Raw genomic sequence first — 12,444 nt, forward strand, 5'->3', positions numbered from 1 at the left:
ACGTGCTCCTCACCGTCGACGTCCGGAACACCAACATCGTCCTGGGGGTGTTCACGGGCAGTGGCTCGCACGCGAGGTTGTTGCGGGACTGGCGCGTTCGCACCGATCCCCTCATGACCGCCGACGAGATCGCGCTGCTGTTCCGCGGACTGCTCGGCGACACGGCCGATCAGGTCACCGGGGTCGCCGCGCTGTCCACCGTGCCGTCGGTGCTGCGCGAACTTCGGGTCATGCTCGACCGCTACTGGGCGTCGGTGTCGCATGTCGTCGTCGAACCCGGCGTGCGCACGGGCGTCCCACTGCTCGTCGACAACCCCAAGGAGGTCGGGGCCGACCGCATCGTCAACAGTCTCGCCGCCTACCACTTCTACGGATCCCCGTGCATCGTGGTGGATTTCGGCACCTCCACGTGTGTGGACGTGGTGTCGGGCAAGGGGGAGTTCCTCGGCGGTTCCATCGCGCCCGGCGTGGAGATCTCGATGGATGCGCTCGCGTCGCGGTCCGCGGCGCTGCGGAAGGTCGAACTGGCCCGTCCCCGTGCGGTTCTCGGCAAGAACACGGTCGAGTGCATGCAGTCGGGTGCGGTCTTCGGTTTCGCCGGCATGGTCGACGGCATCGTGCGCCGGATCTGCGCCGAGGTTCCCGGTTTCGACGGCGACGACGTCGCGGTGATCTGCACCGGCGACAGCGCGCCGCTGATCATGCCGGAGTCGCGGACGCTCGAGCACCACGAACCCGATCTCACGCTCGAGGGACTGCGTCTGGTGTACGAGCGGAACCAGGTGAGACGAGCAGCACGCGGAGTTGCGGGTTCCGCTCCGCGCCATTCTGTGTAAAGATGTCTCCCATGACCCGTTGCATGAGCACCCAGGAGTGTTGTCGAGGCTGACGTTTCCGCCTCGACCGATGACACATTCCTGGGAGTTCCCTCATGCGCGCAGCGCTTCTTTCCGCTACCTCCGTTTCCTCCGCTCCGGTTTCCGTTGCCGCTCCGGTCTTCTACCCGCTGACCGTCGAGCGCACCTATCCCACCGAGCTCACCGCCGCGGTGGTCCGCGGCGCCGTGGTCGTCGACATCCGCACCCACGCCGAACGTGCCGAGCAGGGAACGCTTCCCGGCGCCCTGGCCATCCCGGCCGAACTCGTCGCCGAGCGGCTCGATCCGGTCAGCCCCGGCCGGCTCGCCGCGGCCGTCGACCACGACGTCGAGTGGATCCTCGTCTCGGCCGACGGCACCCGCTCGCACGGCGCGGTTGCCGCCCTGCTCGCACAGGGTCTGCGCCGGGTCACGCATCTTGTCGGTGGCTACGCCGCCATCCGCGCCGCACGCCTGGTCGACGCCATCTCCGTGGCGGAGCACGTCGCCGAGGACGTGGCCCGCGTCACCGCCCACTGACGGCACCGGTGTCCGCCCTCCCGGACAGGGCGATCTGCCTCCGGGCCGTCCCCGGGTTTCGGATAGTCTGGTAACCCGTGAGTGATGCCACCGTTCAGCAGCCCGACGACACCCCCGAACAGATGCGGGTCCGCCGCGACAAGCGCGAACGGCTCCTGGCACAGGGCTCGGAACCCTATCCCGTCATCGTTCCGCGGACGCACACCCTCGCGGAGATCCGCGCCGCGTACCCCGATCTGGAACCCGACACCGCCACCGGCACCATCGTCGGCATCGCGGGCCGGGTCATGTTCTCCCGGAACACCGGCAAACTGTGCTTCGCGACGCTGCAGGAGGGTGACGGCACCCAGCTGCAGGTCATGCTGAGCCTCGCCGGTGTCGGCGAGGAGGCACTCGCGCAGTGGAAGTCCGAGGTCGACCTCGGCGACATCGTGTACGTGCACGGCGAGGTCATCAGCTCCCGCCGCGGTGAGCTCAGCGTCATGGCCGACTCGTGGAACATGGCGTCGAAGGCCCTGCGGCCGCTGCCCGTCGCTCACAAGGAGATGAACGAGGAGACGCGCGTCCGGCAGCGCTACGTCGACCTCATCGTGCGTCCCGAGGCGCGCCGCAACGCCCGTATGCGTGTCGCGGTGGTGCGGGAGCTGCGCAACGCCCTCGAGCGGCGCGGTTTCCTCGAGGTCGAGACGCCGATGCTGCAGACCCTGCATGGTGGCGCGGCCGCCCGCCCGTTCGTCACGCACTCGAACGCGCTCGACATGGATCTGTACCTGCGTATCGCGCCGGAGCTCTTCCTCAAGCGCTGCGTGGTGGGCGGTATCGAGAAGGTCTTCGAGATCAACCGCAATTTCCGCAACGAGGGCGCCGACTCCACCCACTCGCCGGAATTCTCGATGCTCGAGACCTACGAGGCGTACGGCACCTACGACGATTCGGCGCGGATGATCCGCGAGATCATCCAGGAGATCGCGATGGCGGTCTTCGGCAGCCACGTGGTGACGCTGTCCGACGGCACCGAATACGACCTCGGTGGCGAATGGAAGACCCTGGAGATGTATCCCTCCCTGTCGGAGGCGATCGGCACCGAGGTGACCCCCGACACCACCCTGGAGGAGCTCACCGCGCTCGCCGACCGGGTGGGTCTGGAAATCCCCGAGGGCAAGGGCTGGGGCCACGGCAAACTCGTCGAGGAACTGTGGGAGCACATGTGTGGCGACCAGCTGTACGAGCCCACCTTCGTGCGTGACTTCCCGGTCGAGACCTCCCCGCTGACCCGCGACCACCGTTCCGTGCGCGGCGTCACCGAGAAGTGGGATCTCTACGTCCGCGGTTTCGAGCTCGCCACCGGCTACTCGGAACTCGTCGATCCGGTGATCCAGCGCGAGCGGTTCGTCGACCAGGCGCGCCTGGCGTCGGCCGGTGACGACGAAGCGATGGTCCTCGACGAGGATTTCCTCGCCGCCATGGAACAGGGAATGCCGCCCACCACGGGTACCGGAATGGGAATCGATCGCCTTCTCATGGCGCTCACCGGTCTGGGTATCCGGGAAACAATCCTGTTCCCGATTGTCCGGCCGAACGCCCGTTAATCAGAAAATAGGGTCGCGATATTGCGATGTGTTAATCCGCGGGTAGTGTAGTTCCCGTCCCACGGGGGGAACGCATGCGAGAGGATTTGCTGCACATGGCGAAGAAAGTGACCGTGACCCTGATCGACGACGTGGATCAGGAAACCGCGGCGGACGAATCGGTGGAGTTCGGTCTCGACGGTGTGACCTACGAGATCGATCTTTCCGAGGAGAATGCCGCGAAGTTGCGCGAGCAACTCGAATTCTGGATCGAGCACGCCCGCAAGGTCGGCGGCCGGAAGCGTGGCAAGGGGGCCGGCGCATCCGCCCCGGCGTCGCGGAAGGGCTCGTCGGGCGGTTCGAACCGGGAGCAGACGGCCGCCATCCGGGAATGGGCACGGGAGAACAACCTTCCCGTTTCCGCTCGGGGCCGTATCGCGGCCGAGATCGTCGAGGCCTACAACCGGGAGCACTGACCCACTCATGCACCGTCACGGGGCGCGGTTCGCAGCACGCGGATCGTGCCCCGTGGTCGTGTGCGGGACCGCCCCCTACGGGGGTGTGACGATTTCCGTATCCACGATATGTGGCGCGTCTCATATCCGCTCCACGCCGCCGAATGCAGGGAGTAATATCCGCGCATGGCCGAGACCGTGCTCGAACCGGGCAATACCTGCTGGCGTATCACCCGAGCGGAACGGTTGACCTGTATCGTCGACGCGGCCGATTATTTTCGTCACGCGAAGTCCGCGATGCTCCAGGCCGAAAAACGTATCATCCTCATCGGCTGGGACTTCGATACCCGCATCGAGTTCGAACCGGACGGTCCCACGCTCGACGGTCCGAACAAACTCGGCGATTTCCTGAAATGGCTGATCGACCGGAAGCCCGGTCTCGATATCTACCTTCTCAAGTGGAACATCGGTGCATTCAGCGCTCTCACGCGGGGAATGCTGCCGGTGTTCGTCCTCGACCGGCTCACCGACCGGCGTTTGCACATGGAGATCGACGGCGCGCACCCGATCGGGGCGGCCCATCATCAGAAGATCATCGTCGTCGACGACAGCATCGCCTTCTGCGGCGGCATCGACATGACCGTCGACCGGTGGGACACCTCCGACCATCCGGACCGCAGCCGCTACCGGCGGGAACCGACCGGGCGGCGCTACGGCCCCTGGCACGACGTGACGACCGCCGTCGACGGCGAAGCGGCACGCGCCCTCGGCGAGCAGGCCAGGGCACGCTGGAAGGCCGCGACCGGGGAGGAACTCGAACCGGTGGGGCAGGCCCGGCCGATCTGGCCCGACGGTCTCGCACCGACCCTGCGGGACGTCGACGTGGCGATCGCCCGCACCCTGCCCGACTACGGCGACCGGGAGGGCGTGCACGAGATCGAGGCGCTCTACCTGCGGATCATCGAACGCGCGCGGCACACCCTCTACCTGGAGAGCCAGTACCTCGCGTCCCGCCCGCTCGCGGAGGCGCTCGCCCGGCGCCTGCGGGAGCCGGACGGCCCGGAGGTCGTGCTGGTGCTGCCGCGCAACGCGGAGGGCTGGCTCGAACGCAAGGCGATGGACGGAGCCCGCCGCGCGCTGCTGCACCTGCTCTGGGACGCCGACCTGCACGGCCGTTTCGGCGCCTACTATCCCGTCACCGCCGGCGGGGACCCCGTCTACGTCCACGCCAAGGTCGTCGTCATGGACGAGCACCTGCTGCGGATCGGATCGTCGAATCTCAACAACCGGTCGATGGGGTTCGACACCGAATGCGACCTGGCCATCGAATCGGCCGGGCCCGGCGACGCCGTCGGCCGTGCTGCGGTGGAACTGCGGAACATCCTCGTCGCCGAACATCTCGGGGTGGAGCCGGAGACGATCGCCGAGCACACCCGCGACGGCGGGTCGCTGCTGGCGACGATCGAGCGCTTCCGCGGACCGGGTCGTTCGCTCCGGCCGTTCGAGCCGGGTACCGTGGCCGAGGAGGACAGTGTCCTCGCGGAAAGCGATCTGGCCGATCCCGAACGTGCCACGAGGGGCCTCGGGCGGCGGATCGAGCGGTTCTTCGCTCGGTGACCGTCCCGGAGCCCGACGGCGGACGGCGTGATGTTCGCTCGTGGCGTACATCTTGCGGAAACGTATGCGAAACGTGCAGCGTTAACCCTTGTGACCGGGTTTTCCCGCCGTCTTTCACGAGGCAGAGGGAAAGCGAGTCGGTAGCGCGCCCACTAGAGTGAGAAGTGGGAGCTTGGAACCTCCGTCGGTTCCGACGAACGACTCGAGTGCCGGAGCGAAGAGCGGCGGCAGGATTCGGAACGATCGGCGTACCGGATCTGCAGCCGGAGAGTGTGAGGGAGTGCGATGTTCGAAAGGTTCACCGATCGCGCGCGGCGCGTCGTTGTCCTGGCTCAGGAAGAGGCCAGGATGCTCAACCACAACTACATCGGCACGGAGCACATCCTCCTCGGCCTCATCCACGAGGGTGAGGGTGTGGCGGCGAAGTCGCTCGAGTCGTTGGGTATCTCGCTCGAAGGTGTGCGGAGCCAGGTCGAAGAGATCATCGGCCAGGGTCAGCAGGCACCCTCGGGACACATCCCCTTCACTCCCCGTGCCAAGAAGGTCCTCGAGCTCAGCCTCCGCGAGGCACTGCAGCTCGGACACAACTACATCGGCACGGAGCACATCCTCCTCGGCCTCATCCGCGAGGGCGAAGGCGTGGCCGCTCAGGTCCTCGTCAAGCTCGGCGCCGATCTCAACCGGGTGCGTCAGCAGGTCATCCAGCTGCTGTCCGGCTACCAGGGCAAGGAACCCGCAGAATCCGGCACCAGCCGTGGCGAGACCGGCACTCCGTCCACCTCGCTGGTCCTGGACCAGTTCGGTCGCAACCTCACCCAGGCGGCACTCGAGGGCAAGCTCGACCCGGTCATCGGCCGCGCCAAGGAGATCGAGCGGGTCATGCAGGTGCTGTCCCGCCGCACCAAGAACAACCCGGTGCTCATCGGCGAGCCGGGTGTCGGCAAGACCGCCGTCGTCGAGGGCCTCGCGCAGGCCATCGTCAACGGCGAGGTCCCCGAGACCCTCAAGGACAAGCAGCTCTACACGCTCGACCTGGGCTCGCTCGTCGCCGGCAGCCGCTACCGCGGTGACTTCGAGGAACGCCTGAAGAAGGTCCTCAAGGAGATCAACAGTCGCGGCGACATCATCCTGTTCATCGACGAGCTGCACACGCTCGTCGGTGCCGGCGCCGCCGAGGGCGCGATCGACGCCGCGTCGATCCTCAAGCCGAAGCTGGCCCGCGGTGAGCTGCAGACCATCGGTGCGACCACCCTCGACGAGTACCGCAAGTACATCGAGAAGGACGCCGCGCTCGAGCGTCGTTTCCAGCCGGTGCAGGTCGGGGAGCCGACGGTGGAGCACACCATCGAGATCCTCAAGGGCCTGCGCGACCGGTACGAGGCGCACCACCGTGTCTCCATCACCGACAAGGCGCTGGTCTCGGCCGCCACCCTCGCCGACCGCTACATCAACGATCGCTTCCTGCCGGACAAGGCGATCGACCTCATCGACGAGGCCGGTGCCCGCATGCGCATCCGCCGCATGACCGCGCCGCCGGACCTGCGCGAGTTCGACGACAAGATCGCCGACGCCCGTCGCGAGAAGGAGTCCGCGATCGACGCGCAGGACTTCGAGAAGGCCGCGGCCCTGCGCGACAAGGAGAAGCAGCTCGTCGCGCAGCGCGCCGAGCGGGAGAAGCAGTGGCGCGCGGGCGACCTCGACGTCATCGCCGAGGTCGACGAGGAGCAGATCGCCGAGGTCCTCGCGAACTGGACCGGTATCCCGGTGTTCAAGCTCACCGAGGAGGAGACCACGCGTCTGCTCCGCATGGAGGAGGAGCTGCACAAGCGGATCATCGGCCAGGAGGATGCCGTCAAGGCCGTCGCCAAGGCGATCCGTCGTACGCGGGCCGGCCTGAAGGACCCGAAGCGTCCGTCCGGTTCGTTCATCTTCGCCGGCCCGTCCGGTGTGGGTAAGACGGAGCTGTCGAAGGCGCTCGCGAACTTCCTGTTCGGCGAGGACGACGCGCTCATCCAGATCGACATGGGCGAGTTCCACGACCGCTTCACCGCGTCGCGTCTGTTCGGTGCTCCTCCCGGCTACGTCGGCTACGAGGAGGGGGGCCAGCTCACCGAGAAGGTGCGCCGCAAGCCGTTCTCGGTGGTGCTGTTCGACGAGATCGAGAAGGCACACCAGGAGATCTACAACACCCTCCTGCAGGTGCTCGAGGACGGCCGTCTCACCGACGGTCAGGGCCGCACGGTCGACTTCAAGAACACCGTGCTGATCTTCACCTCGAACCTCGGTACGTCCGACATCTCGAAGGCCGTCGGCCTCGGCTTCTCCGCCGATTCCGGCTCGCAGTCGAACTACGAGCGGATGAAGGCCAAGGTCCACGACGAGCTGAAGAAGCACTTCCGGCCCGAGTTCCTCAACCGCATCGACGACATCATCGTCTTCCACCAGCTGACGCAGGATCAGATCATCCAGATGGTCGACCTGATGATCGGCCGCGTGGAGAAGCAGCTGAAGAACAAGGACATGGGCATCGAGCTCACCGACAAGGCGAAGGCGCTGCTCGCCAAGCGCGGCTTCGACCCGGTGCTCGGCGCTCGCCCGCTGCGCCGCACGATCCAGCGCGAGATCGAGGATCAGCTCTCCGAGAAGATCCTGTTCGGCGAGATCGGCCCCGGCCACATCGTCCTGGTGGACGTCGAGGGCTGGGACGGCGAGGGCTCCGGCGAGAACGCCCGCTTCACGTTCACGCCGAGCGAGAAGCCGGCCGAGGTGCCCGACACCCCGGCGGTCGCGCTGGCCAAGTCCGCCGAGGGCGAGACCGACGCGAGCTGATTCCACGGATCCACGGAGGGCGGCACCCGCACGGGTGCCGCCCTCCGGCGTTCTCGGGTCAGGTGCGGTCCCGGCGCACCCACGGTTCGGAGGCACGCCCGACCCAGTTCGCCAGCCGCTCGGTCGGGCCGGCGTCCGGCGCGGGCGGCACCGGCGGGTAGAACGGGAAGCCCTCCCGCGGTGATTCGGGTAGCGCGATCCGCATGACCTCGAGTGCCGCCTCGGCGAGCGCCGGGTCGGCCTCCGCGTCCTGCCCGGTGGCGACGGCGAGGTCCCAGCCGTGCACGAGCAGCTCGTCGAGCTGCACGAACATCGCGACCCGGCCCGGGAAGGTGCCCCAGGGTGCGGTGACGGGACGGTCGAGCAGAGCGTCGTCGTCCCACACCTGCCAGTAGTGCTCGGCCGCGGTCTCCAGCACCGCCGGCCAGTCGTCGTCCGGGGCGGTGAGGGATTCCGGGACGGTGAGCGGGTCGCGCCCGGCGCCGATGGCGGCGCTGCGCTCGAGGGTCGAGGCGAGGTGTCCGGCCAGGGCACGGACATCGAAGCCGGGACAGGGTGTCGGTGCGGTCAGCTGGTCGGCGCGGACACCACCGACGATACGGCGGGCGCGATCGAGGGCGGCGCGGACGAGGGGACGTGGGTCCTGTTGCATCGCAGTCACGGATCCCATGCTGCGCCCGGCCGTGCCGGGCTGTCGGGACTTTCCCGGACTCACCGGCCGATGCGCGGCATGTGGGTGGTGAGCGTCGACAGTGTGCTCGCCACGATCTCGGTGAGTTCGTCGGGACGGATGTCGAGGGTGCCGTCGAGCCAGCCGCGCACGAGTTCGACGGCGCCGGCCATCACCACCATCGCGCACAGTTCCGCCTGACGGTGGTCGAGGCGGGTGCCGATCGCGTCGCTCTGCGCGACGAGTTCGTCCGCCGCGGCCCGGATGAAGGCGCTCTTGCGTTCGGCCAGCGGCGGGGCGTCGGAGATGAGGAAGCGGCCCTTGCGGGGGTCGCGTTCGACGGCCCCGACGATCGCGCCGACCGCAGCCCGCGCGCGGGCGTGCAGGTCGTCGGGGGCGGCCTCGATCGCCGCGACCGCGGCGGCCAGCAGTTCGGCGCCGAGCTCGTCGTAGGTGGTGGTGACGAGGTCGTTCATGTCGGTGAAGCTCTCGTAGAAGAATCGCGGTCCGACACCGGCGCTCGCCGCGACCCTGCGGACCGTCGTGCCCGCCCAGCCCTCCTGGGCGAGGACGTCGAGCACCGCGGCTTTGAGGCGTTCCCGTCGCTCGGTCCGGCGTTCGGTGGGGGAGACGCCGCGGTAGGCGCGGGTGTTCTCGGGCTCCGACACGGTTCGAGTCTGGCACAGCGCACGATCGGGAATCTATCAATTCCGGAATCAAGTGTTTACCAATTGGGGTGACGCGTGCCATAGTCGGGAGGACGAGATCCCGAGGAGGAGATGTGTCGCTCAGTTCCCTGCCGGTGCGCACCCCGTCGACCGCCCGCCTGCACGACCGCTCGGACCGCCTCACGCCGCAACCGATCCTGGGCGAGGGCGCTCCCCGTCTGGCGATGTCGTTCCTGGCCGGCGACTCCGTACGGCCCACCCTCGCGCAGGCCCTGTCCTTCGCCAAGTTCGCGAACATGTGCGATCCGGTGGCCGACGATCTCGTCGCGGCCATGCGCCGCGGCGACCGGCGTCGCATCCGGGCGCAGTTCGAGCAGGCCCTCGAACACGGCATCGAGACCGTCGACGATCCCGCCCCCGAGGTCGCGGCGTTCATCGCCGCCCTCGACGACGTCCCGTACTGGGTGGACTACGACAAGCTCGACCTCGCCGCGCGTGCGATCGCCCGCATGCCGCTGAGCACCCTCATGGCCTTCACCACCGCCCTCGCCTTCCCCGCGAGCTACGTCTCCCCGCGCGTCAACGACGTCCTGCTGCGCGGCGGCGACCTCGAGAAACGCGCCGCCGCCCGCATCGTGGAGACGGTCGCGTGGTCGATGGACTGCACCGCGCCGGGCGGGATGGAACGGTTCGGGGCGGGCACCAGGAACACCGCCCGGGTCCGGCTCGTCCACGCCTTCATCCGCGCCGGCATCGACCAGGTCGACGACTGGAACGTCGACACCCACGGCCGCCCGGTCAACCAGCTGCACTACTGCGTCACGATGATCCCCATCGCCGGGGTCGCCCTCGCGGTGATGGCCGCCGGGCACTGGTACTCGCGCCGCGAACGGGACGCCATCGTGCACCTGTACCGCTACGTCGCCCACACCATGGGGGTCACCGCCGAACTCCAGGTGACCTCCCTCGACGAACTCCTGCGCCTGATCTGGCTCGCCACCTGGTCGGAGGTCGATCCCGACGAGTCCTCCCGGATCCTCACCGACGCCGCCCTGAAGGCCGTGCCCCGCATCTACGGCGTCGACGGTCCCGGGTTCGCGAACCGTCTCCGGAGCTGGGGGTACTACCACTTCCACGCCGACCTCGCCCGGCTCGCGCTCGGCCCGGGTTATTCCGACGCCGTGGGCATTCCGCGCCTGAGCCCGATGGCGGCCCTGTATCCGCTGTGGTTCGCCCGCAATCTCGTCCGCGACCGGCTGAGTGTCGCCGTGCCGGGCGGCGCCCGCCGCGCGGCGCGACGCGGGCACACCGAACGGATGCGCGGCATCGCGGAGGTGAAGCGACGCCTGCAGACGCGGCCCTACGAACGCGACGAGGCGGTGCAGACCATCAAGGAACGCGACCGCGAACTGCGCACCCGCTCCGCCTGATCCGGACATCGGGAACGGTCTGCCGCGAACACCCGCGGCAGACCGCCGAGTCTGCGAACGTGGTCATGACGCTGCTGCCACAACGCAGAAGGAGAGGTCATGCCTACACGTACCGCGAGGACCGCCTGGAACGGGGATCTGCAGAAGGGATCCGGACAGGTGGAGCTCACCAGCTCGGGCCGGGGCACCTTCGACGTGTCCTTCCCGAAGCGCGCCGCCGACGACGCGGGCGGCACGACGAGCCCCGAGGAACTGATCGCAGCGGCCCACTCGTCGTGCTACGCGATGCAGCTGTCGGCCCTCATCGGCGAGGCCGGTGGCACCCCGCAGAGCCTCGAGGTCACCGCCGACGTCTCACTCGGACCCGACCCGGCGGGCGGCTTCCGGCTCACCGGAATCGCGCTGAAGGTGCGCGGTGAGGTCGAAGGGCTCGACGCGGACGGCTTCACCAAGGCCGCGCAGGACGCCAAGGCGAGCTGCCCGGTGAACAAGGCCCTCACCGGCGTGGAGATCACCCTCGACGCCGCTCTCGAGAGCTGAGAAGGCACTCCCACGAGGCGGGAGAAGGGAACAGGGTCGCGCGGGAGAGGGTTGGATCGGGGTATGAGCATGCCCGACGAACTTCTTCCCACCGCACACATCGAGGTCTGGTCCGACATCGCCTGCCCCTGGTGCTACATCGGCAAGCGCCGGTTCGCGGAGGCCCTCGACGCCTTCGACGACCGCGCGCGGGTGGAGGTGACCTGGAGGTCGTACCAGCTCTCGCCCGACACCCCGGCGGGGCGGCGCGTCCCCGAGATCGAAGCGCTCGTCGCGATGAAGGGCATGCCGGCCGAGCAGGTCCGGCAGATGTTCGCGCAGGTCTCCGACACCGCCGCCGCGGTCGGCATCGACATCGACTTCGACACCGTCGTCTCCGCCAACACCTTCGACGCGCACCGCCTGTCGCACCTGGCCGGCGACCGGCGCGACGCGGTCCTCGAGGCCCTGTTCCGCGCGCACTTCGTCGACGGGGAAGTCGTCGACGACCGCGACGTCCTGGTGCGGATCGCGTCCGAGGCGGGAATGGATCCGGAGTGGACGCGCGCGGCCCTCGAAGGGGACGATCCCGCCGGCGAGGCCGCGGCCGACGCCGTTGCCGCCGATCTGCTCGCGGCGCGGGAACTCGGCGTCCAGGGAGTGCCGTTCTTCGTGGCGAACCGGGCCGTCGCGGTATCCGGTGCGCAGACACCCGAGGTGTTCCTGCGCTTCCTCCGCCGCGCGGTCGACGACGTGACGGTCAGCGTCTGAGCGCGTCCAGATAGCGCCGCGCGATCCGGCGCTGCAGCAGGTGCCCGACAGGACCGGCGAGCCGGGTGTACCAGCGGGCCGGGCGGGAGAAGGCGATCACCGTGCCGGTCACCCGGCCGTCGCCGGCGTGTTCGACGAGGAAGGTCTCCTCGCCGCACTCGGGATGTCCCGGCAGTGTGCCGTAGGTGAAGCCGCGCCGGCCCTCGTCGTCGACGACCTCGAGCACCCGGCACCCCGCCGTCGCACGCACCGGGCCGATCCCGAAACCGAGCAGCACCTCGACGCCGGGGGCGGCGGAGGGAGTGGCGTCCGGTACCGCGATCCCCGCGGCGCGGTGCATCTGCCAGGAGAACAAGCGGGTCGCGGCGACCTCGAACACACGGTCGCCGCGTCCCAGCTCTTCCCGGATGTGCAGATGCCGGTATCCGGAGGGGAGCGGTGACCCGTCCAGACAGGCCCGCAGGCTCGCACCCACCTCCGGATAGGTGGGATCGCGTCCGGGACGACCGGACGCGGGCATC

12 protein-coding genes are annotated in these 12,444 nt (G+C 68.7%); 9 read left to right on the plus strand and 3 right to left on the minus strand.

Translation table 11 applies throughout. The annotated features are described in order from the left end of the window. Positions 1 to 2 precede the first annotated feature (2 nt). From OED52_RS02020 to OED52_RS02045, 6 genes are all read left to right on the plus strand, one after another. Entirely contained in the window at positions 3 to 836 is an 834-nt protein-coding gene (locus OED52_RS02020; protein ID WP_264153041.1) for a type III pantothenate kinase, read from the plus strand. Positions 837 to 931: 95 nt separating this feature from the next. After that, on the plus strand, positions 932 to 1,396 hold the full coding sequence (locus tag OED52_RS02025) for a rhodanese-like domain-containing protein (RefSeq protein WP_264153042.1): 465 nt from the start codon (positions 932 to 934) through the stop codon (positions 1,394 to 1,396). A gap of 122 nt (positions 1,397 to 1,518) precedes the next feature. Beyond that, a complete protein-coding gene (gene lysS, locus OED52_RS02030) occupies positions 1,519 to 2,985 on the plus strand; it encodes a lysine--tRNA ligase (RefSeq protein WP_413247740.1) in 1,467 nt (488 codons plus the stop codon). 95 nt (positions 2,986 to 3,080) lie between these two features. After that, positions 3,081 to 3,440 (plus strand): histone-like nucleoid-structuring protein Lsr2, encoded by a 360-nt coding sequence (locus OED52_RS02035; protein WP_264153044.1) that lies wholly within the window; start codon positions 3,081 to 3,083, stop codon positions 3,438 to 3,440. Between the two features lie 165 nt (positions 3,441 to 3,605). After that, on the plus strand, positions 3,606 to 5,036 hold the full coding sequence (locus tag OED52_RS02040) for a phospholipase D-like domain-containing protein (RefSeq protein WP_264153045.1): 1,431 nt from the start codon (positions 3,606 to 3,608) through the stop codon (positions 5,034 to 5,036). 285 nt (positions 5,037 to 5,321) lie between these two features. Then, positions 5,322 to 7,865: an ATP-dependent Clp protease ATP-binding subunit gene (locus tag OED52_RS02045; protein WP_264153046.1), complete on the plus strand. Its 2,544-nt coding sequence runs from the start codon at positions 5,322 to 5,324 to the stop codon at positions 7,863 to 7,865. A 58-nt stretch (positions 7,866 to 7,923) separates the two neighbouring features. On the opposite strand, the gene OED52_RS02050 is transcribed toward OED52_RS02045, so the two are convergent. Continuing rightward, positions 7,924 to 8,517 carry a TIGR03086 family metal-binding protein gene (locus OED52_RS02050; protein ID WP_413247741.1) on the minus strand — a complete coding sequence of 198 codons (594 nt, stop codon included), beginning with the start codon at positions 8,515 to 8,517 and terminating at the stop codon, positions 7,924 to 7,926. A gap of 59 nt (positions 8,518 to 8,576) precedes the next feature. Beyond that, positions 8,577 to 9,203, minus strand: a complete 627-nt coding sequence (locus OED52_RS02055; RefSeq protein ID WP_264153048.1) for a TetR/AcrR family transcriptional regulator — start codon at positions 9,201 to 9,203, stop codon at positions 8,577 to 8,579. Positions 9,204 to 9,316: 113 nt separating this feature from the next. Here OED52_RS02055 and OED52_RS02060 point away from each other — a divergent pair, with 113 nt between their 5' ends. The 3 genes from OED52_RS02060 to OED52_RS02070 all read left to right on the plus strand — a co-directional run bounded on the left by OED52_RS02060 (position 9,317) and on the right by OED52_RS02070 (position 11,923). Further along, on the plus strand, positions 9,317 to 10,633 hold the full coding sequence (locus tag OED52_RS02060; RefSeq protein WP_264153049.1) for an oxygenase MpaB family protein: 1,317 nt from the start codon (positions 9,317 to 9,319) through the stop codon (positions 10,631 to 10,633). Between the two features lie 99 nt (positions 10,634 to 10,732). Continuing rightward, positions 10,733 to 11,173 (plus strand): OsmC family protein, encoded by a 441-nt coding sequence (locus OED52_RS02065; protein ID WP_264153050.1) that lies wholly within the window; start codon positions 10,733 to 10,735, stop codon positions 11,171 to 11,173. Between the two features lie 63 nt (positions 11,174 to 11,236). Then, the gene (locus OED52_RS02070; protein WP_264153051.1) at positions 11,237 to 11,923 is read left to right on the plus strand and encodes a DsbA family oxidoreductase; all 687 of its coding nucleotides are present in this window, start codon (positions 11,237 to 11,239) and stop codon (positions 11,921 to 11,923) included. Here OED52_RS02070 and OED52_RS02075 read toward each other — a convergent pair. Beyond that, positions 11,913 to 12,443 (minus strand): DUF1990 family protein, encoded by a 531-nt coding sequence (locus OED52_RS02075; RefSeq protein ID WP_264153052.1) that lies wholly within the window; start codon positions 12,441 to 12,443, stop codon positions 11,913 to 11,915. The genes OED52_RS02070 and OED52_RS02075 overlap by 11 nt on opposite strands. Between the last annotated feature and the right edge of the window lies 1 nt (position 12,444).

Origin of the sequence: Rhodococcus sp. Z13, assembly GCF_025837095.1 — a bacterium.
In the GTDB taxonomy this organism is placed as follows: domain Bacteria; phylum Actinomycetota; class Actinomycetes; order Mycobacteriales; family Mycobacteriaceae; genus Rhodococcus; species Rhodococcus sacchari.